This is a genomic window from Rhodoferax sp. TH121 (assembly GCF_002251855.1).
GTDB lineage: Bacteria > Pseudomonadota > Gammaproteobacteria > Burkholderiales > Burkholderiaceae_C > Allorhodoferax.
On the sequence record NZ_NOXW01000019.1, the window covers coordinates 1 to 23,608 of the forward strand.

Below are 23,608 nucleotides of genomic sequence, written 5' to 3' on the forward strand. Positions count from 1 at the left end.
TCCCCGTGTGAAAGTAGGTCATCGTCAGGCTATTACAGTGAGAAAAGCCCCGCCTGATCAGGTGGGGCTTTTTTTTGCCTGTTAGTTTTAGATTTGCTGCCGCGACCTCCAATCCTAGGCGCACGATGATATCGCGCTTCCTATGTTGCCCTCGCGACGTCCCCCTAGTTTCAGTAGCACTTGGGTTTGGAGTCCGGGGTTAATTTAACTGCTTTTGGATAAGTGTCTTGGCGTAGGCTGCCGGTGTCAGGCCACCCAGTGATCTCTTCGGCCTCTCCTCGTTGTATTCCTTCCTCCATGCTTCAACGATCACACGGGCATGCGGCAGACTGGTGAACCAGTGTTCATTCAGACATTCATCGCGGAATCGCCCGTTGAATGATTCGATATAGGCGTTCTGGTTGGGTTTGCCCGGTTCGATCAGAAATAACTGAACACCCCGTGCATGGGCCCATGTCAGCATGGCCCGGCTGCAGAACTCTTTGCCGTTGTCGGTCCTGATCGCTTTGGGTAAGCCTCGCGTGGTGCTCAGTTGTTCCAGGATGCGTACGGGCTGATTCCCGCCCAATGCACGCTCCGTCACGATCGCCACGGCCTCATGGGTTGCGTCATTCACCACCGTCAGGTTCTTGATGCGGCGTCCCTCGGCCGTTCGGTCGAACACGAAGTCCATAGACCATACCTGGTTGGCTGCGCTTGGCCGTTCCAAGGGATGCCGGTCGGCAATCGGGATCTTCTTGCGCCTGCGCTTCTTCACCTGCAGGCCTGCTTCGGTATACAGACGGCCTACGCGCTTATGGTTGACGAGTTCATCGGCTTGGCGAAGCTTCAGATAGATCATGCCAGCGCCGTAGCGGCGATGGCGCTGTGCCAAGGCGATGATCTTTTCCTTGAGTGCGCAATTGCGGTCCTGGGCAGGTTCATAGCGGTAGGCGCTGGCACTCATGCCGACAACACGCAAGCAACGGCGTTCGCTCAACCCATGACTGACCATATGGCGCACCAGTTCACGTCTGGCCGGTGCGCTCTCCACTTTTTTCTCAAGGCTTCTTTCGTCACCTCGTTCTCCAACATCGCCTCGGCCAGCAATCGCTTGAGTCGCCCGTTCTCCGCCTCCAGCTCCTTCAAGCGCTTGGCGTCAGACACGTTCATGCCGCCGAATTTGCTGCGCCACAGGTAATAGCTAGCCTCTGAGGAGCCGTGCCTGCGGCACAGCTCGGCGACCGCCAGGCCCGCTTCGGCTTCACGCAGGAAGCCAATGATTTGTTCTTCGGTAAATCTCTTCTTCACGTCCAATCTCCTGTCGTATGGGATTGGACTCCAACATCATTTGCTACTCAAATACGGGGGGACGTCGCTCGCTAAACACACTTGAAGTTCTGTTTCGCACTTCATGTCGGGCGCGCTAAAGAGCACGTTGATCCACGCACTTTCACGCTCGCGGATGGTGTTTAAGAACACCTCGCTTTCTGCGCCTGCGCCCCCCATGCTTGCAAAAGTATCAAACCCGACCTCCAGAAAGGTTTGTAAAGCCTGGAGCCCTGCAGCTTTGGCCGGGCCGCGCATCATGCGTAATGTCATCCTCAAGCCTTTGGTGCGTGTCAGCTTGTCAAGCTCTCTTCCAATCTCCAGAACAGAATGTAATTGACCCAAGCGAAGTTGTGGGTTCGCGACATTGCGCCAGCAAAGCAAGTAGCGCCTGCTGTCCAAGCCCAGCTCTGTCACTTGGTGCCCTAGTGTGAGGTATTGCTGTGCCATCTCAAAGTCCAGCGCTTCCGTGAGGGCATGCAGCTCTGCCAATGCGATTGCGGTGTTTACGACCTGTTTGGGAAAAAACGTTTGCAAGGCGCCTGCGATGCGAGCGAATTGGGCGTCTCGATCTGAGAAATCACGTGCTCCGTAGAGTTCTTCGAGAAAGAACCGGGTGGGTGCCGCGAAGCTGGGTGACTGTAGCAAATCGTAATAGGTACCTGCAAACCGGCGCGCTTGCAACTGTTTGACGTGTTGCAATGCCCTCTGTAGGTCTGGAGTTGCGTGCGCTTGCTCGCGCAAGCGTGTGACGTTGCGCAATGAATCGCGAATCTGGGCTGCGGCATCCATACCTAGGCAATGAGCAAGTTAATGCAACACGATACACGCTGCGGCAAAGACCAGCAGAGAATGCAGGGGAAGCGTGATTGGGGTGATGTGACTAGGTAAAAACCCTTATAGTGATGGAATGTTGGATACCAAAACTCTGATCAGGGCTTCGCTGGAGGCTGGGCGAGAGTTCTTGCGTCCGCCGCTAGAGCGGAAATCAGAGCTTATAGAACGATCTGCGCCGGCCTTGGTCCCCATTCGGTCCTTGGGCGAAAATCATCGTGAGCGTATCGCCCAGCATTTGATAGCGCTGACCCCCCATGACCGCTACTTGCGATTTGGCCATTCTGCGCAAGACGAGCAAATCCGCCGCTATGTCGAATCGCTGGATTTTGAACGTGATGAAATATTTGGCATTTACAACCGTAAGCTCGCGTTGATTGCCGTAGCGCACTTGGCTTACGCCAAGGACAAGCAGCCTGACGATTGCGCAGAATTTGGTGTTTCTGTGCTGCCCAGTGCGCGCGGGCGAGGTTACGGCGCGCGTCTGTTTGATCGGGCCGCGATGCACGCTCGCAACGACGGCGTGAGTGTGATGTTTATCCATGCGCTGAGTGAGAACGCCGCAATGCTCAAAATTGCCCGCAACGCCGGCGCAACCGTAGAGCGGGATGGTACTGAGTCTGAGGCCTATCTGCGTTTGCCAGCGCCAACGCTGGACTCGCGAGTTACCGAATTGATTGAAGAACAGGTTGCGTTGACCGATTACCGGCTCAAGTCACAGGCCAAAAACTTTTGGAGTTTTTTGGCGGATGTGCAGGCCATTCGCCGGGACACCATCGACGCCAACCAACGCAGTTCTCCCTGACTTTCAAATCCGCTATCCTTAGCGCTTCGCAACCACGGCAGTCATCTGCCCCAATCGAGTGTCCGATCCTCATCCTGCGCGCCTGTCCGAAAAAGAAGACAAGCGCACCTTTCTGCAAAAACTGGCTGAATTCATCCACCCCGGACCGGATTCAACGGCCGAGCTCATAGAGACTTTGGCGGAAGCGGAAGACAACAACATCATCGGTGCTGAATCGCGCGTCATGCTGGAGGGCGTGATTCGCATGGCTGACATGACGGCTGGCGACGTGATGGTGCCCGCCACGCGCATGGATCTGCTAAACATCCAGGAGCCTCTGGACAGCCTCATGCACACGGTCATCGATACGGCACACTCGCGGTTCCCGGTGTTTGATGGCGAGCGTGAAAACATCATTGGCATCCTGATGGCCAAGGATTTGCTTAAGCTCCAACGCGCGCCGGAGCTCAATATCCGTGCCCTGCTGCGCCCCGCAGCGTTTGTTCCCGAATCCAAAGGCTTGAATGACCTGCTGCGTGAATTTCGCGGCAATCGCAACCACTTGGCCATCGTTATCGACGAATTCGGCCGTGTGGCCGGCCTGATCACGATCGAGGATGTGCTGGAGCAGATCGTAGGGGAGATTGAAGACGAATTCGACATCCCTGAAGACGAAGGCGACATTTTCGCGCTGGCCGACCGCACCTACCGAGTCAGTGGGGATACTCCGCTGGAGCGTGTGAATGATGCTTTTTCCGTCGCCTTGGCCGGATCAGACCCTGAAGACCATTTCGACACCATTGGCGGTTTGATTGCCCACGAAATGGGGCACGTCCCCAAGCGGGGCGAGCGCCACAGCCTGGGCGGTTTGGACTTTGTGGTCCTGCATACCAAAGGCGGTGCCGTGAAGTGGTTCAAGGTGTCCCCCGCTGTAGACGCCTCTGCGGCGTGACTGCACGCGTAACTCTCCAGCCAAAGGGGCTTGCCGCGCCCCTGCCAAGAATGCAGATTGCTATTGCATTGATAGCGGCTTGCGCACAATCTGTGGGGGTCGCATGGCCTTTTGATGCTTTCTTTGAGCGCGGCGCCACCCTGTGGTGGCTACAACTGCTTGCCCAAGGCGTCTTCATTGCGGCGCTGTTGCGATCCCCCAGTGCGCGTGCTGCAGCAGGCTTGTCCTGGGCGTTTGCCACCGTATGGCTTAGTACGACGTTTTGGTGGCTGTTCATTGCATTGCACACCTACGGTGGCTTGCCCGCCGTGCTGGCGGTCGTGGCCATCGTTGCTTTGGCCGCCGCGTTGGGCATGTATTACGCCCTCGTGGGCATCGTTTTCTGGCGCTGGCGGCATGCCAGCGCCACCGTGTTGGCGGCTGGCTTTGCCGCAATGTGGACCATGGCGGAACTGGCCCGGGGAACTTGGCTCACTGGGTTTGGCTGGGGCGCGGTGGGTTATGCACACCTGGACGGCCCCTTGGGTTGGTATCTGCCTTGGGTTGGTAGCTACGGCGTGGGCGCGCTGGCGGCATTTGGTGCGGCCGCCTTGGCGCTGCTGGGGGGCAAGGGCATAGCCCCCGCGCTGGGCTTGGCAGCGCTGTTGGGCCTGCCATGGATAGCCCCCTCTGCGTGGAGTCACTGGACGCAACCCACGGGCACCCTGAGTGTCACGCTGCTGCAGGGCAATATCCCCCAGGACGAAAAGTTCGAAACTGGCAGTGGCGTGCCCTTGGCTCTGCAGTGGTACGGGCAACAACTGCATGCGAGCAGCACCGCATTGGTTGTGGCGCCCGAAACTGCGGTCCCGTTGTTGCCCCAGCAGCTGCCTGAAGGCTACTGGCAGGCCCTGCAACAACGCTTTGCCAGCGGCAACACTACGGCTCTCCTTGGCATCCCGCTGGGAAGCTACGCGATGGGGTATACCAATTCGGTACTGGGCTTGGCACCCGGGCAGCCAGAGCCTTGGCGCTATGACAAGCATCATCTGGTGCCCTTCGGTGAATTCATTCCCCCCCTATTCAAATGGTTCACCCGCATGATGAACATCCCGCTGGGGGACTTCAATCGCGGGCCACTGGGTCAGCCCTCGCTGCAGGTAGCCGGTGAGAGGGTAGCGCCCAATATTTGCTACGAAGACCTGTACGGTGAAGAACTGGCCAGCCGTTTCAACGATGCAGCCCAGGCGCCCACCGTGTTTGCCAATGTGAGCAATCTGGGCTGGTTCAACGATTCGATTGCGCTGGACCAACACCTGAATATCTCGCGCGCCCGGGCTCTGGAATTCCAGCGGCCCTTTGTCCGCGCCACTAACACCGGCGCCACTGCCATTCTGGACCACCACGCCGTGGTGCAAAAAATCCTGCCGGCTCGCACCCGGGGTGTGTTGGTAGGCGAGGTCCAGGGCCGTACCGGGGTGACCCCGTTTGCCTGGTGGGCGTCACGCTTTGGCCTCTGGCCTTTGTGGGTGCTGTGCATGCTGGTGGCCGCCATGGCTTGGGGCTTGGGTCGTCGCGCACGCTAAGGGCTTGCAGCCCCGTAAAATGCGGGGTTTACTCGAACGAACGTTCTTGCCGCGGCGCCCCGCGCGCACCGGCCCACGCACCATGCTTACTTTTCAGCAAATCATTTTGAAACTGCAGTCCTATTGGGCTGACCAGGGTTGTGCCCTGTTGCAACCCTATGACATGGAAGTGGGCGCCGGCACCTCGCACACCGCCACTTTTTTGCGCGCTATCGGCCCCGAGCCCTGGAAGGCCGCCTACGTGCAGCCCAGCCGCCGCCCGAAAGACGGCCGCTATGGCGAGAACCCCAACCGCTTGCAGCACTACTACCAGTATCAGGTGGTGCTCAAGCCTGCGCCAGCCAACATCCTGGAGTTGTACCTTGGCTCGCTCGAGGCGCTGGGTTTTGACCTGAAGAAGAACGACATCCGTTTTGTCGAAGACGACTGGGAAAACCCCACCCTGGGCGCCTGGGGTCTGGGCTGGGAAGTCTGGTTGAACGGCATGGAGGTCACGCAGTTCACCTACTTCCAGCAAGTGGGGGGCATTGATTGCAAGCCCGCGACCGGCGAGATCACCTACGGCCTGGAGCGCCTGGCTATGTACCTGCAAGGCGTGGACAACGTCTACAACCTGACTTGGACCGAAGGCCTGAGCTACGGCGATGTCTACAAGCAGAACGAGGTGGAGCAGTCCACCTATAACTTCGAGCACAGTGACGCCGACTTCCTGTTCACCGCCTTCAATGCACACGAAAAGCAAGCCAAACATTTGATGGAGCAACAGCTCGCGCTGCCCGCGTACGAGCAGGTGCTCAAAAGCGCGCACAGCTTCAACCTGCTGGATGCACGTGGTGCCATCAGCGTGACGGAGCGTGCGGCCTATATCGGCCGCATCCGCAACCTGGCCCGCAGCGTGGCGCAGAGCTATTACGAGAGCCGTGAGCGTCTGGGCTTCCCCATGGCGCCGCGCGAATGGGTGGAACAGATGACGAAGACCGACAAGAAGGCCGCGTGAGAGACATGACGATGACTACCAAAAACCTTCTTGTTGAACTGTTTGTTGAAGAGCTGCCCCCCAAGGCACTGAAAAAACTGGGCGAAGCGTTTTCGTCCGTGCTGGCTGACTCGCTCAAGGCCCAAGGCCTGGCAGCGGCCGATGCGGCAGTCACCCACTTTGCCTCCCCCCGCCGCTTGGCAGTGCATGTCACGGCAGTGGCGGCCCAGGCTGCGGACAAAGCCGTGTCGCAAAAGCTGATGCCCGTCGCCGTGGGCCTGGATGCCGCTGGCAACGCTACGCCTGCTCTGCTGAAGAAGATGCAGGCGCTGGGCGCCGACGCATCGGCGGTTGCCGGCCTCAAGCGCGCACCCGACGGCAAGGCCGAAGCGCTGTTCTTTGAGAGCACCGTCACCGGCGTAACTTTGGCCATTGGCCTGCAAAAAGCGTTGGAAGATTCCATTGCCAAGTTGCCCATCCCCAAGGTCATGAGCTACCAGCTGGAAAGCGGCTGCGAGCTGCCGGGCTGGAGCAGTGTGAGCTTTGTGCGCCCTGCACACGGTCTGGTGGCGCTGCATGGTGCTGACGTGGTGCCGGTGCAGGCGCTGGGCCTGAGCGCAGGCAACAGCACCCAAGGCCACCGCTTTGAAGCGGCCGTGTCGCCTGTGGTGGTGCCCGATGCGGACGCCTACGCCGCCTTGCTGGCCATGGACGGTGCGGTGATCGCCAGCTTTGCCGAACGCCGTGCCGAGATCGCGCGCCAGCTGGCTGCGGCGGCGGCCAAAGTGGGCGGCGGCTGCAAGCCGATTGAGGACGATGCACTGCTGGACGAAGTGACCGCGCTGGTGGAGCGCCCCAATGTGCTGATCTGCGAGTTCGAGAAGCAATTCCTCGACGTGCCGCAGGAGTGTCTGATTCTGACCATGAAGGCCAACCAGAAGTACTTCCCGCTGCTGGACGCCAACGACAAGCTCACCAACAAGTTCCTGGTGGTCAGCAACATCAACCCCGATGACGCGAGCTTTGTGATCGGCGGCAACGAGCGCGTGGTGCGCCCGCGCTTGGCGGATGCGAAGTTCTTCTTTGACCAAGACCGCAAGAAAACCTTGGCCTCACGCGTGGAAGCGCTGGGCAAAGTGGTCTACCACAACAAGCTGGGCACCCAGGGCGAGCGCGTGGAGCGCGTGCGCGCCATTGCCAAGGCGATTGCCGCCCAGCTGGGCGACGCCACGCTGGTGGCGCAGGCCGACTTGGCCGCGCAGCTGGCCAAGACCGACTTGGTGACCGACATGGTGGGAGAGTTCCCCGAGCTGCAGGGCATCATGGGGGGCTACTACGCGCTCAACGATGGCCTACCCGCTACGGTTGCCCACGCGATTGAAGACCACTACAAGCCCCGCTTTGCGGGGGACGCCTTGCCGCGCAATGAGGTGGGCGTGGTAGTGGCATTGGCCGACAAACTGGAGACGCTGGTTGGCATGTTCGGCATCGGCAATTTGCCCACCGGCGACAAAGACCCATTTGCGCTGCGTCGCCATGCGCTGGGTGTGATTCGCATGCTGGTGGAAAAAGACCTACCGCTGGATGTGGCTGCCTTGGTTCAGGCCGCGGCACCCGCCTTTGGCGAGAAGATCAGCCATGCGCAGGATTCCCTGGTCGAATTCATCTATGACCGCCTCGCCGGCTCTTTGCGCGAGCAAAGCTACAGCGCGCAAGAGGTGGATGCTGTGCTGGCCCTGAAACCCCAACGCTTGGGTGATGTGGCCAAACGCCTCACGGCAGTGCGTGCCTTCGCAGCCCTGCCGGAAAGCCCCGCGTTGGCGGCCGCCAACAAACGTATCAGCAACATCCTGAAAAAGACGGACGATGTGGATGCGCATGTGAGTGAAGTCTTGTTGCAAGAGGCTGCGGAAAAAGCGCTGTTCGCCGCGATGCAAGCCGTGCTTCCCAAGGCCCAAAGCCAATGGAAAGCGGGTGATTACACGGCGTCATTGCAGTCGCTGGCTGCGCTCCGAACCCCTGTGGATGCCTTTTTCGAAGACGTCATGGTGAACGCCGAGCAAATGGATCTGCGATTGAACCGATTGGGCCTGCTCAAAAGCCTCCAAGTGGCGATGAACCGCGTGGCCGATCTGTCCAAGTTGGCTGCCTGACCCCCCCGGAGCGTTTCCACCATGAAGCTCTGCATCCTTGACCGCGACGGCACCATCAACATCGACAGCGCGGAGTTCGTCAAATCGCCGAACGAGTGGCGGCCGCTGCCCGGCGCGCTGGAGGCGATTGCCAAGCTCAACCATGCGGGCTGGCATGTGGTGGTGGCGACCAACCAGAGCGGTCTGGGTCGGGGGCTGTTTGACGTGGTGGCGCTCAACGCCATGCACGCCAAGATGCAGACCATGCTGGCCGCCGTGGGGGGCAAGGTGGATGCGATTTTTTTCTGCCCCCACGCACCCGATGACAACTGTCGCTGCCGCAAGCCCGAGCCGGGCCTCTTTGAGCAGATTGGTGAGCGCTTTGGTGTGGATCTCCGGGGCATGCCCGCCGTCGGTGATTCGGCGCGTGACCTGATTGCCGGTGCGGCGGTAGGCTGTGTGCCGCACCTGGTGCTGACGGGCAAGGCGGCAGCCTACAGGGGGCGTGAGTTACCCGAGACCTTTCCGACCGGCACCATAGTGCACGAGGATCTGGCCGCGTTTGCTGACTATCTGGTGGCGCAAGCATGAGCGGCATGCCCCCCGTGGTGCCACTGCAAAAGCGCCCCAACTGGTTGATGGCAGTGCTGCGTTCATGCCTGCACATGCTGTGGATGCTGGTCACCGTGATGCCCTGGGGCATCATCATGTTGGTGGCGTCCTTGCGCATCCGTGGCAAACGGCTGTGGTGGATGGCGGTGCGGTGGCTCGGCTGGGCCATTGGCGGTGCGCGCGTGCTGCTGGGGATTCGGACCCATGTGATCGGCTGGGAGAACCTGCCTACCGGCGACACTGCACCGGCCATCCTGCTCGTCAAGCACCAGTCCACCTTCGAAACCTTTTTGATGCCCACGCTGATGCCACATCCGCTGGCCTATGTGTTCAAGAAGGAGCTGCTCTACGTGCCCTTTTTCGGCTGGGCCATGGGCCGGCTGGACATGATCCACATCGACCGCAGCCAGCGCGCCGAGTCCTTTGCCAAGGTGGTGGAGCAGGGCAAGCGCCTGTTGGCACAGGGCATCTGGGTGATCATGTTTCCCGAGGGCACGCGCATTCCGCGCGGGCAAACCGGCACCTACAAGCTGGGCGGTACCCGTCTGGCCGTGGCCACGGGCGCGCCCGTCATTCCGGTGGCCGTGACCAGTGCCAAATGCTGGCCGCGCAAGGCCTTCATCAAGACGCCGGGCGTGGTCGAGGTGTCGATCGGTAAACCTATTCCCAGCGAGGGACGTGAGCCCAAAGAGCTGATGGACGAGGTGCAAGCCTGGATCGAGGCCGAAATGCGCCGTCTGGACCCCGGGGCCTATCCGCCCGTCCGGTAGTCTTCCCGCTACCATGCGTTCCCTGCTGCGTTACACGCTGGACCTTTTTGAGCCTTTTGAGGCTCCAGGCAGCGTGAAATCTGCGCAAGCAGCTCCTGAAAAGATAGCGGCTTTGCCGCCTGGTGAGCCCTATGTCGCGGGGCAACCGCTGCAACAGGCTATCGCGCCTGCGCACTATGCCCACCCCAAGGCCAACCGCGAGGTGCGGCTGGACGGGGCCGTGGTGGCCTACGCCTTTGCGCGGGGCAAGCGCCGCACCATTGGTTTCATGGTCGGGCCCGATGGCCTGAGCGTGCGTGCGCCGCGCTGGACACCCTTGTATGAAGTGGACGCCGCCTTGCAGGAGAAAGCCGATTGGATCCTGCGCAAGCTGGCCGAGGTGCGTGAGCGCCAGACCCGGCAGCAGGAAACCCAGGTGGTATGGCGTGACGGAGCCGAGTTCCCCTATCTGGGCCAGCCTGTGCGCATTGCCCTCGATGCTGGCCATGGTTTTGCCGCCAAGGGGGCGCAGCTGGATGCAGAGCCCGACGCCTTGGGCGTCCGGTCGCTGCGCGTGGCCCTGCCGCAGACCGCCGCGCCGGAGCAGATCCGCGACGCCGTCCAGGCCTGGCTCATGCGCCAAGCCAAAGCTTTGTTTGTGCAGCGGCTGGACCACTTTGCGCCACAGCTGCAGGTGCGCTGGTCCAAGCTGAGCCTGAGCAACGCGGGTACCCGCTGGGGCAGCGCCAAGAGCGATGGCTCCATCCGCCTGAACTGGCGCCTCATCCACTTCCGCTTGCCTGTCATTGACTACGTGGTAGCCCACGAACTCAGCCACCTGCGCGTCATGGACCACAGCCACCGTTTCTGGGACACCGTGCGATCTGTGGTGCCCGACTACGCGGAGCTGCGCAGCAGCCTGAAAGACCCGGCCATCCCAAAGTGGTGAGCGGCACATTGACGAAAGAGGCTCCTTCGTCTGCTAGATTCGGTGTGCTTCAATTCACAAATACAGGGAGGAAAAATGAAGTACTGGATACGTACGGCCGTCGTTTTTGGGGCTCTGCTCGCGCAGGTTGCGGGGGCAGAGGATTTGTTCCCGGGCGGCAAGGCTGCCAAGTTGGCGCGTCTAGCGGAGGTGCCCAGCGCCACCACCATGGGCGGCTACCCGCTCTACACCGGGGGGCGCAACTGGTATTTACTGGACAACAAGGTGGAAAGCAACAACATGGATGCGCGCATTGCGTATTTGCAGTTGGTGAGCCCAGAGGGAGATAGTTTGTTTGCCCAAATGGCAGTGGTTGCCTCCTTGAGCGCCGCGACTGAAGAGGGGTATTTTTCCGCCGATTTGTGCAGCCCCAGCAAGTCCCATTTGTTCATGCTGAATAAGGCTGCTGGCCGCAACGATAACTGCCTTCTGATTGATCCTGTGGAGGGCAAGATCGGCGACAAAGCTTTCACCTTGTTGCATCTCAAGATACGTAATTCCCAGTCCAGCTGGCGCCTCTACGACGTGTCGATGTACTTGAGCTTGGAAAAGCTGGGATTCCCGAGTACTGTAGCCGGCGACTGGACGCCCAGCGCAGTGGCTGCAGATCCTCGGAAGCAGAAAGCCTTCGACAAGATCGTGGCTTGGGCCAAGCAACTGCAGGACGGGGTGAACAAAGCCATTGCTTTCTCCAAGCCGCAGGACGCATTTGATGGCGTGCCCGCCATCCAGACACTGGTGGCCGCAGACTGAGCAAGACGTTGCGGGCAAAAAAGCACCCTCGGGTGCTTTTTGCATCTGTGCGCGGTGTTGTCAGCGCATCGTGCTTGCACGCGGTTTCCTTGGTGTAGCACCTTCGCGTAATTCAGGAAACTTGCTGGCCGTGGAGAACCGCAGCACTCCATCTTCGTCCCGTGTGCGTTGCAGCCGGTCGGCGTACCAGAGGGCGTGCAGGTGGGCCACCGCTTCGCCCAGCGCAAAGGTGGTCTGGTGAAAGTCCATGGCACGGGTAAACAGCACGGGAATCACATCGGCCGCACTGCAGGGGTGGGCGTTGCAGGCCGCCAGCACCTTGTCCAAGTGGGCGCGATGGTGGTCGTGCAGCTGGCGGATCCGTTCGTGTAGGCCCGTGAAGGGCTTGCCGTGGGCGGGCAGCACCAGTGTGGATTCCGGCAGGGGCAGAAACTTGTCGATAGAGTCCAGAAAGAGTGCGAGGGCATTGGCCTCAGGCTCGGATTCATAGACGCTCACATTAGTGGAGATGCGCGGCAGCATCATGTCGCCGCCTATCAGCACGCCCAGGTCTTCGCAGTACAGCGCCATGTGTTCCGGGGCATGGCCGTAGCCGCTGATGCAGCGCCAGGCATGGCCGCCGATGTGCACGGTCTGGCCATCCAGCAGGCGGTGGTACTCGTCAGGCACCGAGGGGACCAGCGTGGTGAAGTAGTCGCGCCGGTTCAGCAGCTTGCCCTGCGTCTCAGCGTCGTTAAGCCCGTGTTGCGCAAAAAAGGCTGCGGTACGCCCGCCACCAAAACTCGCGGGCGCCAGGCAGGCTAGCCGAGCCACCTGGTAGTCCAACCCGCTGATCCACAGCGGTGCATTCCAGCGCTGGCAGAGCCAGTGCGCCAACCCAATGTGGTCGGGATGCATGTGGGTGACGAAAACGCGCAGGATGGGCAGGCCATCCAACTCGTGGGCAAAGATGGCTTCCCATTGCGATTTGGCCTCGTCGTGGTGAATGCAGGTGTCCACCACGCTCCAGCCGGCTACGCCGTCCATCTCGTCACGCAGCAGCCAGAGGTTGATATGGTTCAGCGCAAAGGGCAGGGCCATGCGGATCCACTTGATGCCCGGGGCCACTTCGATGCAGCGCCCATTCTCGGGCAGGGCGTCGCCCAAGGGGTAATGCAACCGCTGTTCAAGCTCGTTCATGGGATGTCCGGGTTTTGCTTCATAATTGACGTTTACGTAAACGTCAATCTTGGAGGCATTGTAGGCAGGTGCAACCCGCCAGCCTGTCGCTTCAATTACCGCACCATGAGCACCACCTACAGCATCAGCGATCTGGCCCGCGAGTTTGACCTCACCACCCGCGCCATCCGCTTCTACGAAGACCTCGGTCTGCTGCAGCCCGAGCGCACAGGCCCGGGTGGACGCAATCGCGTGTACAGCGGCCGTGATCGTACCCGGCTCAAACTCACGCTGCGCGCCAAGCGCCTAGGCCTGTCGCTGACCGAGGCGCGCGACATCATCGAGATGTATGACAGCCCACGCGATACGGGCGCCCAGCTCAAGAAGTTTCTGGATGTGCTGGCCGAGCATCGCAAGCAGGTCGAAGAGCAGATGGCTGAGCTGCAGGCCAACCTGGACGAGATCAAAGTGCACCAGCGTGAGGCCCGCGCCCTGCTGGCCGCCAGCGAGGCCAAACCCGGCAAGCCGGCGACCAAGACACCCAAAAAGACTGCCATCTGAGCGGTCCACCCCATACCAACCCGAGGAGACACCATGAACAACTTGCCCGGACTGAATTTCCAACTCGGCGAAGACATTGACGCCTTGCGCGACGCTGTGCGTGAATTCGCCCAAGCCGAGATTGCACCACGCGCAGCAGAGATCGACCGCAATGACCAGTTCCCGATGGATCTGTGGCGCAAGATGGGCGACCTGGGCGTGCTCGGCATCACCGTGGGCGAGGAATATGGTGGCGCCAACATGGGCTACCTAGCCCACATGATTGCGATGGAAGAGATCTCCCGTGCATCGGCTTCTGTGGGCCTGAGCTACGGCGCGCACAGCAACCTGTGCGTGAATCAGATCAAGCGCAACGGCACGGACGCACAACGCGCCAAATACCTGCCCAAGCTGATCAGTGGCGAGCACGTGGGCGCGTTGGCGATGAGCGAACCTGGTGCTGGCTCCGACGTCTTGAGCATGAAACTCAAAGCCGAAGATAAGGGTGGCTACTACCTGCTCAATGGCAACAAGATGTGGATCACCAACGGCCCTGATGCGGACACGCTGGTCGTCTACGCCAAGAGCGAGCCTGAGCTGGGCGCACGCGGCGTCACTGCCTTCCTGATCGAAAAAGGCATGCCCGGCTTCAGCATTGCGCAAAAGCTGGACAAGCTGGGCATGCGCGGCAGCCACACCGGCGAGCTGGTGTTCAACAATGTGGAAGTGCCGCAAGCCAACGTGCTGGGCGCGGTCAATGGCGGGGCCAAGGTGCTGATGAGCGGCTTGGACTACGAACGCGCGGTGCTGACCGGCGGCCCGCTGGGCATCATGCAATCGGTGATGGACAACGTGATCCCGTACATCCACGACCGCAAGCAGTTTGGCCAAAGCATTGGCGAGTTCCAGCTGATCCAGGGCAAGGTGGCTGACATGTACACCGTGTTGCAGGCTGGCCGCAGCTTTGCCTACACCGTGGCCAAGAACCTGGACCTGCTGGGTGCCGAACATGTACGCCAGGTCCGCAAAGACTGCGCCTCCGTGATCCTGTGGACCGCCGAGAAGGCCACCTGGATGGCCGGCGAGGGCGTGCAGATCTTTGGCGGCAACGGTTACATCAACGAATACCCCCTGGGCCGCCTGTGGCGCGACGCCAAGCTGTACGAAATCGGGGCTGGCACCAGTGAGATTCGCCGCATGCTCATAGGCCGGGAGTTGTTCGCTGAGACAATGTAGGGCTTGGTCCGCGTTTCACCCGGGGGTGGCCCTGCGGTGAAACATCGCCTCACTTTGTTCTGAACTGAATGAAAAACGCCTTTGCCCGTACCCTGACAACCCTTTTGCATGGCGCCCTGCGCGGCTTGTTACGCGCTTGGGTGCTGGTGGTGCCACTGGTGCTGGCACTCAGCCTGATCCGCCTGGGGCAGTTGGCGTATTTTTGGCCCCAGGGCTACCAAGCCTCCGGAGCGGACTTGACGGCCGTGGTCGTCCAAGGCTTGCGCTTTGACCTCAAGGTCAGCGCCATTGCAGGTTTCCTGTTGCTTTTGCTTTTGCCGTGGGTGTCCGGCAAGGTGCAGGCCCGCATCGCCGGGGTGGTGGCCTTCGTATTTGTGATGGCCTCGCTGGTCAATCTGCATTACTTCGGCTTTTACAAAACACCGATCGACTCTCTGGTGTTCGGGCTGGTGGAGGACGACACCGCCGCTGTGCTGGAAACCATCTGGCGCGATTTTCCGGTCATCTGGACGCTGGTACTGGCCGCCGCGCTGACCTGGGCCGCCATCGCCCTGCACCGCCATCTGGTGCTGCGCATGCGGCCCGACACATTGCTGCAAACACGCCATGTCTTGACCAAGCTATTGGTCGTGGTGCTGGTGCTGTTTGCCATGTTGTTTGCGGGCAAGGGCACCTTGCGGCAGATGGCGCTGCAGCGCCAGCATTTGACGGTGACGACGTCGCAGTTCCTCAACGACATGGTGCCCAACGGCATCATCGCCCTCAAGTACGCATGGGACAGCCGGGGCCAGTCCCAAAACTTGTCGGACCCGCTGGTCGGCCTCAAAGCCATGGGGTTCGAATCCCCGCAGGCCGCTGCCCAAGTGCTGGGCTTGCCGGTGGGGTCGGACGACGAAGTCCGGGCCGCGCTCTACCACCACGATCCGCTGCCGATGGGCACCGCCAAAAAGAACCTGGTGTTTTTTTTGATGGAGTCCTGGAGCGCCGAGCCCATGCTCTACCAAGCGCCGACGTTTGACGTGTTGGGCCGCCTTGCGCCTACCCTGACGGATCCGGGGAAGGCTTGCCTTTTTCGCAATTTCGACTCGGCCCACGCGGGCACCCACCCCTCGCTGGAAGCCATTTTGTTTTCCACGCCCATCACGCCATTGACGCTGGGTGATGTGGGGCGCAAGCCGATTCCCTGGGCCTTGGCCAAGGTGGTGAAAGAGGCGGGGTACCAAACCTTGTTTGTCACCTCGGCCCGCTCGGGCTGGCGCGATCTGAACCGGGTGCTCAAGGTGCAGGGCTTTGACGAAGTGGTGGACGCAAACACCCTCAAGGAAGCCTACCCCGAAGCCACACTGGGCATCTGGGGCGTGTGGGATAGCTATGTCTTCAAGTACCTGAGCAAGCGCATGGCGGCCCAGCCCACCGACAAGCCGCTGTTTGTGTTTGTGCTCACCAGCACCAACCACCCGCCCTACGACCTGCCCTCTGACTATCAGCGTGTGCCGCGCGACATGAGTCTGTGGAGGGGCGAAACCAATTCAGATACGCTGATTCCCAACCTGGACAGTTACCACTACGCCGCCGATTTGTTGGGTGGATTTGTGCAAGAGGTGCAGAACGGGCCGCTCAAAGACAGCACCATCGTTGCGGGGACTGGCGACCACAATGTGCGCTCCTTCGGCGTGTATGCCGACGCCAGCCGCCGCTACTTGGTGCGCCAGGTGCCCTTTGTCATCTGGGGCAGCAAGCTCCAATGCGGCAACCAGCAGGAGCAGCCAGCCAGCCATCGCGACATGTTCAACACCTTGTTGCCACTGGCGGGTATTGATGTCCCCTACATCCAGTCCGGCCGCAATCTGCTCAAAGACCTGCCTGCCCAGCCCGCCCCGATGAACGCGCCGCGCGCAATGTTCTTCACGGGTGAAGCGCGCAACAGCCAAGGTATGTGGCAGCTGGGCAACCCCGGCTCCTTTGTCTGCACCGGAACCAAGGCCCCAGTGGGGGCCTGCGAGTTCAATGCGTTGGACGACCAGCAAGAACGAGCCCGGTACGGACTTCTGGACTGGCATGTTCGCATCTCACTTAAGAAATAATTACGGCCATGACTGACAAACTCAACGACCTCTTTTCCCGCAACCGCGAATGGGCCGCCGAGATGGAGCGCACCCGTCCCGGTTTCTTCACGGGGCTGGCCAACCAGCAAAAGCCCCAGTACATGTGGATCGGCTGCTCCGACAGCCGTGTGCCCGCCAACGAGATCATCGGACTGGCGCCGGGCGAAATTTTTGTGCACCGTAACGTGGCCAATGTGGTGGTGCATTCCGACTTGAACGCGCTGTCCACCATCCAGTTCGCGGTGGAGCGGCTCAAGGTCAAACACATCATGGTGGTGGGCCACTATGGCTGCTCGGGCGTGCAGGCGGCGCTGGAAGGTGCGCGCATCGGTCTGGCCGACAACTGGCTGCGCCACATCCAGGATGTGCGTGACCGCCACCGCGACATCCTGGACGTCATCCCCGAACACGGCAAGGCCGCAGCGCTGTGCGAGCTCAATGCCATTGAGCAGGTGGTCAACGTGGCACAAAGCACGGTGCTGCAAGATGCCTGGGCGGCCGGACAAGAGGTGACGCTGCATGGCTGGGTCTACGGTGTGCACGACGGCCTGGTGCAGGACCTGCACATGACGGTGGGGCGCGAGGATGACCTTGCATTGCTGTACCGCGAGGCAATATCGGGCGTGCGCTTGATGCCTAGATATATAAGGTAAATTGGCCTCTAGGCCCCGTTGTATATGCGCAAGCAGCTATCAAATATATAGCTTATGACGGAGGCCATGCTTCCCGCCAGGCTGGACTCCACGCTGGCCTATGACATTGCCCGGGCGATGCTCGACGGCTTTAATCGCCACTACCAGCTCTTTCGCGCTGAGAGCGCGCGGGCCAAGCATCGCTTCGAAGTGGCTGATTGGCACGCCCAGCAACGTGCCCAGCGCGAACGCATCGAGTTCTATGACCTGCGCGTGAAGGAATGCTCCAAACGCCTGGAGCGGGAGTTCAAGGCAGGCGAACAAGGGCGTGCGCTTTGGCAGCAGATCAAGCTGCACTACATCGGGCTTTTGGTCGACCACCACCAGCCCGAGCTGGCCGAGACTTTTTTCAACTCGGTCACGACCAAGATCCTGCACAGCAGCTATTTTCAGAACGACTTCATCTTTGTGCGGCCGGCGGTCAGCACCGAGTACATCGAAAACCTGGCCTCCGCCGGGCGGCCCAGTCACCGTCCCACCTACCGCTGCTACTACCCCACGCAAGACGACCTGCAACAACAGCTGGTGCGCATGGTGCAAGACTTTGACCTGCGTGCGCCGTTTGAAGACCTGGTGCGCGACGCCGCACGTGTGCAAGGGGTGATGCAAGCCCAGCTGGGTGATGTCAAGTTACGGGCCAACTTGCAGGTGCAAGTGCTCACCGGGCTGTTCTTCCGCAACAAGGGTTGCTACATCATCGGCAAGCTCATCAACGGTTTCTACGAACATGGCTTCGCACTGCCGGTGTTGCACGGCCGCGGTGGCTTGCGCATCGACGCCGCGCTGTTTGGCGAGGACGACCTGCTGCGCCTGTTCAGCTTTGCCCGCGCCTACTTCATGGTGGACATGGAGATCCCCAGCGCCTACGTGCAGTTTTTGCGCAGCATGATGCCGCGTAAGCCACGCAACGAGCTCTACAACGCGCTCGGACTGGCCAAGCAGGGCAAGACACTGTTCTACCGTGACTTTCTGCACCACCTGCAGCACAGCACGGACCAGTTTCGTATCGCCGCCGGTATCAAGGGCATGGTCATGCTGGTGTTCGACCTGCCCAGCTACCCTTATGTGTTCAAACTCATCAAGGACCACTTTCCGCACCAGAAAGAGACCACGCGCGAGCAGGTCAAGGCCAAGTACCAGCTGGTCAAGCAGCACGACCGCGTGGGCCGCATGGCCGACACGCTGGATTACGGAGATGTGGCTTTCCCGCGCGAGCGTTTCAGCGATGCGCTGATGGCCGAGTTGCAGGCGTACGCACCCAGCCAGTTCGAGATCAGCGACCGCGATGGCGACGGCCAGACTGAGGTCATCATCAAACACCTCTACATCGAGCGGCGCATGATCCCGCTCAATATGTACCTGCAGGAAGCGTTTGACGCGGGCGGCGCCGACCCGGCCAATACCAGCCCGGCCGCGCTGCGGGCCCGCCAGCAGATCACCCGTGCCGTCATCGATTATGGCTATGCCATCAAGGACATGGTGGCCGCCAACATCTTCCCCGGCGACATGCTGTGGAAGAACTTCGGCATCACCCGCAACAGCCAGGTGGTGTTCTACGACTACGACGAGATTGAGTACCTGACCGCCTGCAACTTCCGCAAGGTGCCCGAGCCGCGCAACGAGGAAGAGGAAATGTCCAACGAAATTTGGTACCGCGTGGGCCCACACGATGTGTTCCCCGAGACCTTTGCCCCGTTTCTACTGGGCAATCCGCTGGTGCGTGAAGTCTTCCTGCAGTACCACGCCAATTTGCTGGACCCCGCCTTCTGGCAGACGCAGAAAGAGCGCATCGCGGCGGGCTATGTGCACGATGTGTTTCCGTATGAGAAGGGGAAGCGGTTTCCGCGCTACTGAAGTCGCCAAGCGCTTTGTCGTACACTCCGCCCTGCCCGGGGTGCGCAGTGGTTGCGCTGAGATGGATACCAAACCCGTGAACTTGATCTGGTTCATACCAGCGTAAGAAGTGCAGAGCAGTGCCCCCGGCCGAGTGCCGAACGGGCGTTCGCTCATTCCAAGTTTTCGGGGGCCTGTCGTTCTCTTCCTTCGGGCGTTAACCCGGAGAAGACCCATGAACCCCCACGCTCACATGCGTTCGCTGCCCCCCGAGGGGGCCGTTGCCTCCTTTGAGGCGGCTCGGCAGGAGGCATTCCAGTGAACGCACCCGACAAACTCGCCCAGTTCATTCGCCTCACGCGCGAGCCGCTTCCCGCCTCCACCAAGCGCTACCTGCAAGGCAGCCGCCCCGACATCCAGGTGCCGCTGCGCGAAATCATGCAGAGCAACGGCGAGGCCATCACGGTGTACGACACCTCCGGCCCTTACACCGATCCGCGTGCAGACATCGACGTGCGCAATGGCTTGCCGCTGGTGCGCCAGCAGTGGATTGCCGAGCGTGGTGACACCGAGGCGTATGAGGGCCGCAAGCCCTTTGCCCTGGATGACGGACTCAAGAATGGCGAGACCGATGCCCTCGCCGCCCTGCGTGCTCAGGCCGCCGGCCTGCAACGCCAGCCGCGCCGGGCGCGCCGTGGCGCCAACGTCACGCAAATGCACTACGCGCGCAAAGGCATCATCACCCCGGAGATGGAATACGTCGCGCTGCGCGAGAACCAGAACCTGGAGTGGCAGGCGCAATACCTCGGCAATGCGGACCGCGAGAAGCGCCTCGCCGGCAACAGCTTTGGTGCCAGCATCCCCAAGGTGGTGACGCCCGAGTTTGTGCGCGATGAAGTGGCCCGCGGCCGCGCCATCATCCCCGCCAACATCAACCACACCGAGCTGGAGCCCATGGCCATCGGGCGCAATTTCCTGGTGAAGATCAATGCCAATATCGGCAACTCGGCGGTGACGTCCAGCATCGAAGAAGAGGTGGAAAAGCTGGTCTGGTCCATCCGCTGGGGCGCCGACACGGTGATGGACCTGTCCACCGGCAAAAACATCCACACCACGCGCGACTGGATCGTGCGCAACAGCCCTGTGCCCATCGGCACGGTGCCGATTTACCAAGCACTGGAGAAGGTGGGCGGCATTGCCGAAGACCTGACTTGGGAGATCTTCCGGGACACATTGATTGAGCAGGCCGAGCAGGGCGTGGACTACTTCACGGTGCACGCCGGTGTGCGCTTGCCTTTCATCCACCTCACAGCCAATCGGGTAACAGGCATCGTCTCGCGCGGCGGCTCCATCATGGCGAAGTGGTGCATTGCGCACCACAAAGAGAATTTCTTGTACACGCACTTCGACGAGATGACGGAGATCATGCGTGCGTATGACGTGAGCTACTCGCTGGGTGACGGCCTGCGTCCGGGCTCCGGTGCGGATGCCAACGACGAGGCGCAGTTCGCCGAGCTGCGCACGCTGGGTGAACTGACGCACAAGGCCTGGCAGCAGGATGTGCAGGTGATGATCGAAGGCCCCGGCCACGTGCCCATGCACATGGTGCAGGCCAATATGACCGAGCAGTTGAAGCACTGCGATGAGGCCCCGTTCTATACCCTCGGGCCGCTGACCACCGACATTGCGCCGGGCTACGACCACATCACCAGTGGCATTGGTGCGGCGATGATCGGCTGGTTCGGCACCGCCATGCTGTGCTACGTCACGCCCAAGGAACATCTGGGCTTGCCGGACCGCAACGACGTGAAAACCGGCATCATCACTTACAAGATCGCTGCCCACGTGGCCGATGTGGCCAAGGGGCATCCCGGTGTGCGGGCGCGTGACGATGCATTGAGTAAAGCGCGCTTCGAGTTCCGTTGGATGGACCAGTTCAACCTGTCGCTGGACCCCGACACTGCGCGCGACTTCCACGACGAAACCTTGCCCAAGGACAGCGCCAAGGTGGCGCATTTCTGCTCCATGTGCGGCCCCAAGTTCTGCAGCATGAAGATCACACAAGAAGTGCGCGACTACGCCAAGAACCTGGGCATGAGCGAGGAGCAAGCGCTGCAGTCGGGCATGGAGGTCATGTCCGACGAGTTCAAGAAGGTGGGCGGGGAAATCTACATCCCCATCAACCCGGTCTCTACCAAGGCCTGACCATGGTCACTCTGCGCATAGGCATTGCCGGTGCGGGTGTGCTGGGCCGGCTACTGGCCGTGCAACTCAGCCGTTCCGGCCATTCCGTGCAGGTGTTTGACACTGCCGAGGGACCGGGACCAGACGATGCATCCGGTGCGCGCGCTGCGGGCTGGACGGCCGCGGGCATGCTCAGCCCCGTGGTGGAACTGGAGCGCGCGGGCGCCGAGGTGTTTGCCCTGGGCCTGCGCTCCTGCTCGCTGTGGCCGCAGATCGTGCAGAGGCTGGTGCAGCCGGTAGACCTGCGCATGCAGGGCAGCCTGCTGCTGGCCCACCGCAGTGATGCGGGGGCGGCACAGCGCGTGGTGGGCTTGCTGCGGGCCAAGGCCGACGCGGCCTACCAGCCAGAACCGCTGCCCTTGTCGCAACTGCACGAATTGGAGCCCAGCATCAGCGGCCCGGCATTGGCCTGGCTGCTGCCCAGCGAGGGGCAGATCCACCCGGTGCAAGCCCTGCAGGCTTTGGCCGCGCAGGCCACGGCGCAAGGCGTGGAATGGCACTGGGGCGCCTCGGTGACCGCGGTGACTGCGGGGCAACTCGAGGTGCACGGCCAGCGCCACTGCTTTGACCATGTGTTTGACGTGCGCGGCGTTGGCGCCAAGCCGGTGGTGCCCGTGCGCGGCGTGCGTGGCGAGGTGTTCTGGCTTCATGCCCCCGGCGTGCCGCTGCACCGCCCCGTGCGCTTGCTGCACCCGCGCCATTCCATCTACATGGTGCCCCGCCCCGGCGACATCATCGTGGTGGGCGCCAGTGAAATCGAGAGCGAAGACCGATCCCCCGTGTCCCTGCGCAGCACCATCGAGCTGCTGAGCGCCGCGCACAGCGCCATCCCTGCACTGGCCGAAGCGCGTGTGGTCCACACGGAAACCAACCTCCGCCCCGCACTGCCCGACAACCTGCCCGCGCTGCGCCACGCACCGGGCCTCACCGTCATCAACGGCCTCTTTCGCCACGGCTGGCTCATCGCCCCCGCGCTGGTGGAGCAGGCCCTGCAAGAGCTGGAACTATGAACACCACAGACACCGCGCCGCACACGATTACCGTGGTGGTGAACGGCAACCCCGAAAGCACCACGGCCACCACCTTGCAAGCCTGGGTAGACGCACGCGGCGTGCTGCCCTCCGCCCTGGCCACCGCCGTGAACGGCAACTTCGTCCCCCGCAGCCTGCGCGCCCAGCAACCGCTAGCCGAAGGCGACACCATCCTGACCTTCCAACCCATAGAAGGAGGTTGAGCATGACCGAGCACCAAAGAGACCCGGTGGCAGTGGCTTCTGCGCAGGTAAAGGAGGAGACCGCGAAGCGGTCGGGGGACACGGAGCAGAAGCCGCTGCCACCGGGGCGCTCATCCGCAAGCGAATGGAGTATTGGCGGTCGGACTTTGACCAGCCGCTTCTTCCTGGGCACCGCCGCCTACCCATCCCCACAAATCCTGCAAGACGCCATCACCGCCTCCGGCGCCCAAGTCGTCACCATGGGCCTGCGCCGCCAACTGGCCCACGGCGCCGAGGCCAGCGACTTCTTTGCATTGATCAAAGCCACCGGCGCCCACCTGCTCCCCAACACGGCAGGCTGCCACACCGCCCGCGAAGCCATCACCCTGGCCCACATGGCCCGAGAGCTGTTCGACACCCCCTGGATCAAACTCGAGGTGGTCGGCGACGCCCATACCCTGCAACCCGACCCGTTTGAGCTGCTCACTGCCGCCACCCAGCTGGTCAAAGACGGCTTCGAGGTCTTCCCCTACTGCATGGACGACCTGGTGAGCTGCCAGCGCCTGCTGGACGCGGGCTGCACCATCCTCATGCCATGGGGCGCGCCCATCGGCTCGGGCCAGGGGCTGGTGAACCCCGGCGCACTGCGCACGCTGCGCGCGCGCCTGCCGGGCGTGCCGCTCGTCGTGGACGCGGGCATCGGTTCCCCTGCCGACGCCGTGCAGGCCATGGAACTGGGGCTGGACGCCGTGCTGCTCAACAGCGCCGTGGCGCACGCCGTAGACCCCGTGCGCATGGCGCGCGCCTTCAAGCTCGGCATCGAGTCTGGCCGCCTCGCGTTCGAGGCCGGCGTCATGGCCCGCCAGGACATGGCCGTGGCTTCCACGCCCGTTGCCGGTCATCCCATCCTGTTGTAATGTGCTATGAAAAAAGA

General features: G+C 61.6%; 21 protein-coding genes and 1 riboswitch. Of the genes, 18 read left to right on the top strand and 3 right to left on the bottom strand.

From position 1 onward, the window contains the following. Positions 1–199 precede the first annotated feature (199 nt). A protein-coding gene (locus tag CHU94_RS04185) for an IS3 family transposase (RefSeq protein WP_094477770.1) occupies positions 200–1,290 on the bottom strand; the annotation gives its coding sequence in 2 pieces (ribosomal slippage) (positions 200–1,032 and positions 1,032–1,290; 1,092 coding nt in all). Between the two features lie 36 nt (positions 1,291–1,326). After that, positions 1,327–2,100: a hypothetical protein gene (locus tag CHU94_RS04190; RefSeq protein WP_094477106.1), complete on the bottom strand. Its 774-nt coding sequence runs from the start codon at positions 2,098–2,100 to the stop codon at positions 1,327–1,329. A 118-nt stretch (positions 2,101–2,218) separates the two neighbouring features. Between CHU94_RS04190 and CHU94_RS04195 the strand changes: the two genes are divergently transcribed. From CHU94_RS04195 to CHU94_RS04235, 9 genes are all read left to right on the top strand, one after another. Continuing rightward, positions 2,219–2,947, top strand: coding sequence for a GNAT family N-acetyltransferase (locus CHU94_RS04195; protein ID WP_094477108.1), 729 nt, complete (start codon positions 2,219–2,221; stop codon positions 2,945–2,947). A gap of 58 nt (positions 2,948–3,005) precedes the next feature. Beyond that, complete coding sequence (locus tag CHU94_RS04200; protein ID WP_094477110.1) at positions 3,006–3,878, top strand: HlyC/CorC family transporter; 873 nt, start codon at positions 3,006–3,008, stop codon at positions 3,876–3,878. Between the two features lie 50 nt (positions 3,879–3,928). Continuing rightward, positions 3,929–5,443, top strand: a complete 1,515-nt coding sequence (gene lnt / locus CHU94_RS04205) for an apolipoprotein N-acyltransferase (RefSeq protein ID WP_094477112.1) — start codon at positions 3,929–3,931, stop codon at positions 5,441–5,443. An 82-nt stretch (positions 5,444–5,525) separates the two neighbouring features. Next, a complete protein-coding gene (gene glyQ, locus CHU94_RS04210) occupies positions 5,526–6,440 on the top strand; it encodes a glycine--tRNA ligase subunit alpha (RefSeq protein WP_094477114.1) in 915 nt (304 codons plus the stop codon). A gap of 11 nt (positions 6,441–6,451) precedes the next feature. Further along, positions 6,452–8,572 (top strand): glycine--tRNA ligase subunit beta, encoded by a 2,121-nt coding sequence (glyS, locus tag CHU94_RS04215; RefSeq protein ID WP_094477116.1) that lies wholly within the window; start codon positions 6,452–6,454, stop codon positions 8,570–8,572. A 21-nt stretch (positions 8,573–8,593) separates the two neighbouring features. Next, positions 8,594–9,142, top strand: a complete 549-nt coding sequence (gene gmhB / locus CHU94_RS04220) for a D-glycero-beta-D-manno-heptose 1,7-bisphosphate 7-phosphatase (protein WP_094477118.1) — start codon at positions 8,594–8,596, stop codon at positions 9,140–9,142. 47 nt (positions 9,143–9,189) lie between these two features. Continuing rightward, the gene (locus tag CHU94_RS04225) at positions 9,190–9,933 is read left to right on the top strand and encodes a 1-acyl-sn-glycerol-3-phosphate acyltransferase (RefSeq protein WP_094477772.1); all 744 of its coding nucleotides are present in this window, start codon (positions 9,190–9,192) and stop codon (positions 9,931–9,933) included. A gap of 13 nt (positions 9,934–9,946) precedes the next feature. Beyond that, entirely contained in the window at positions 9,947–10,861 is a 915-nt protein-coding gene (locus CHU94_RS04230) for a M48 family metallopeptidase (RefSeq protein ID WP_094477120.1), read from the top strand. Between the two features lie 75 nt (positions 10,862–10,936). Next, entirely contained in the window at positions 10,937–11,653 is a 717-nt protein-coding gene (locus CHU94_RS04235; protein ID WP_094477122.1) for a hypothetical protein, read from the top strand. Positions 11,654–11,713: 60 nt separating this feature from the next. On the opposite strand, the gene CHU94_RS04240 is transcribed toward CHU94_RS04235, so the two are convergent. After that, the gene (locus tag CHU94_RS04240; protein ID WP_094477124.1) at positions 11,714–12,832 is read right to left on the bottom strand and encodes an MBL fold metallo-hydrolase; all 1,119 of its coding nucleotides are present in this window, start codon (positions 12,830–12,832) and stop codon (positions 11,714–11,716) included. Positions 12,833–12,937: 105 nt separating this feature from the next. Here CHU94_RS04240 and CHU94_RS04245 point away from each other — a divergent pair, with 105 nt between their 5' ends. The 9 genes from CHU94_RS04245 (at position 12,938) to CHU94_RS04285 (ending at position 23,591) form a co-directional block, all read left to right on the top strand. Beyond that, positions 12,938–13,372 (top strand): MerR family DNA-binding transcriptional regulator, encoded by a 435-nt coding sequence (locus CHU94_RS04245; RefSeq protein WP_094477126.1) that lies wholly within the window; start codon positions 12,938–12,940, stop codon positions 13,370–13,372. A gap of 33 nt (positions 13,373–13,405) precedes the next feature. Next, the gene (locus tag CHU94_RS04250) at positions 13,406–14,587 is read left to right on the top strand and encodes an isovaleryl-CoA dehydrogenase (protein ID WP_094477128.1); all 1,182 of its coding nucleotides are present in this window, start codon (positions 13,406–13,408) and stop codon (positions 14,585–14,587) included. Between the two features lie 68 nt (positions 14,588–14,655). Continuing rightward, positions 14,656–16,671, top strand: a complete 2,016-nt coding sequence (locus tag CHU94_RS04255) for an LTA synthase family protein (protein WP_094477130.1) — start codon at positions 14,656–14,658, stop codon at positions 16,669–16,671. Positions 16,672–16,679: 8 nt separating this feature from the next. Then, positions 16,680–17,345 carry a carbonate dehydratase gene (gene can, locus CHU94_RS04260; RefSeq protein WP_094477132.1) on the top strand — a complete coding sequence of 222 codons (666 nt, stop codon included), beginning with the start codon at positions 16,680–16,682 and terminating at the stop codon, positions 17,343–17,345. A 66-nt stretch (positions 17,346–17,411) separates the two neighbouring features. Further along, on the top strand, positions 17,412–19,238 hold the full coding sequence (gene aceK, locus CHU94_RS04265) for a bifunctional isocitrate dehydrogenase kinase/phosphatase (RefSeq protein WP_094477774.1): 1,827 nt from the start codon (positions 17,412–17,414) through the stop codon (positions 19,236–19,238). Positions 19,239–19,264: 26 nt separating this feature from the next. Continuing rightward, a riboswitch (TPP riboswitch) is annotated at positions 19,265–19,365 on the top strand. A gap of 170 nt (positions 19,366–19,535) precedes the next feature. Further along, entirely contained in the window at positions 19,536–21,422 is a 1,887-nt protein-coding gene (thiC, locus tag CHU94_RS04270; protein ID WP_094477134.1) for a phosphomethylpyrimidine synthase ThiC, read from the top strand. Positions 21,423–21,424: 2 nt separating this feature from the next. Beyond that, entirely contained in the window at positions 21,425–22,471 is a 1,047-nt protein-coding gene (locus CHU94_RS04275; RefSeq protein ID WP_176451922.1) for an FAD-dependent oxidoreductase, read from the top strand. Next, a complete protein-coding gene (thiS, locus tag CHU94_RS04280; RefSeq protein WP_094477136.1) occupies positions 22,468–22,695 on the top strand; it encodes a sulfur carrier protein ThiS in 228 nt (75 codons plus the stop codon). The genes CHU94_RS04275 and thiS overlap by 4 nt, the downstream gene beginning before the upstream one ends. Before the next feature lie 2 nt (positions 22,696–22,697). Continuing rightward, the gene (locus CHU94_RS04285; protein WP_094477138.1) at positions 22,698–23,591 is read left to right on the top strand and encodes a thiazole synthase; all 894 of its coding nucleotides are present in this window, start codon (positions 22,698–22,700) and stop codon (positions 23,589–23,591) included. Positions 23,592–23,608: the final 17 nt, after the last annotated feature.

What these genes read in the sequence shown, in the direction of transcription:
- CHU94_RS04190 (WP_094477106.1), bottom strand. Translation starts at nt 2,100, where the DNA reads ATGGATGCCGCAGCCCAGATTCGCGATTCATTGCGCAACGTCACACGC.
- CHU94_RS04225 (WP_094477772.1), top strand. Translation starts at nt 9,190, where the DNA reads ATGGCAGTGCTGCGTTCATGCCTGCACATGCTGTGGATGCTGGTCACC.
- glyQ (WP_094477114.1), top strand. Translation starts at nt 5,526, where the DNA reads ATGCTTACTTTTCAGCAAATCATTTTGAAACTGCAGTCCTATTGGGCT.
- aceK (WP_094477774.1), top strand. Translation starts at nt 17,412, where the DNA reads ATGCTTCCCGCCAGGCTGGACTCCACGCTGGCCTATGACATTGCCCGG.
- CHU94_RS04250 (WP_094477128.1), top strand. Translation starts at nt 13,406, where the DNA reads ATGAACAACTTGCCCGGACTGAATTTCCAACTCGGCGAAGACATTGAC.
- thiS (WP_094477136.1), top strand. Translation starts at nt 22,468, where the DNA reads ATGAACACCACAGACACCGCGCCGCACACGATTACCGTGGTGGTGAAC.
- CHU94_RS04275 (WP_176451922.1), top strand. Translation starts at nt 21,425, where the DNA reads ATGGTCACTCTGCGCATAGGCATTGCCGGTGCGGGTGTGCTGGGCCGG.
- gmhB (WP_094477118.1), top strand. Translation starts at nt 8,594, where the DNA reads ATGAAGCTCTGCATCCTTGACCGCGACGGCACCATCAACATCGACAGC.
- CHU94_RS04240 (WP_094477124.1), bottom strand. Translation starts at nt 12,832, where the DNA reads ATGAACGAGCTTGAACAGCGGTTGCATTACCCCTTGGGCGACGCCCTG.
- lnt (WP_094477112.1), top strand. Translation starts at nt 3,929, where the DNA reads ATGCAGATTGCTATTGCATTGATAGCGGCTTGCGCACAATCTGTGGGG.
- CHU94_RS04235 (WP_094477122.1), top strand. Translation starts at nt 10,937, where the DNA reads ATGAAGTACTGGATACGTACGGCCGTCGTTTTTGGGGCTCTGCTCGCG.
- CHU94_RS04255 (WP_094477130.1), top strand. Translation starts at nt 14,656, where the DNA reads ATGAAAAACGCCTTTGCCCGTACCCTGACAACCCTTTTGCATGGCGCC.
- glyS (WP_094477116.1), top strand. Translation starts at nt 6,452, where the DNA reads ATGACTACCAAAAACCTTCTTGTTGAACTGTTTGTTGAAGAGCTGCCC.
- CHU94_RS04195 (WP_094477108.1), top strand. Translation starts at nt 2,219, where the DNA reads ATGTTGGATACCAAAACTCTGATCAGGGCTTCGCTGGAGGCTGGGCGA.
- CHU94_RS04245 (WP_094477126.1), top strand. Translation starts at nt 12,938, where the DNA reads ATGAGCACCACCTACAGCATCAGCGATCTGGCCCGCGAGTTTGACCTC.
- CHU94_RS04230 (WP_094477120.1), top strand. Translation starts at nt 9,947, where the DNA reads ATGCGTTCCCTGCTGCGTTACACGCTGGACCTTTTTGAGCCTTTTGAG.
- can (WP_094477132.1), top strand. Translation starts at nt 16,680, where the DNA reads ATGACTGACAAACTCAACGACCTCTTTTCCCGCAACCGCGAATGGGCC.
- CHU94_RS04285 (WP_094477138.1), top strand. Translation starts at nt 22,698, where the DNA reads ATGACCGAGCACCAAAGAGACCCGGTGGCAGTGGCTTCTGCGCAGGTA.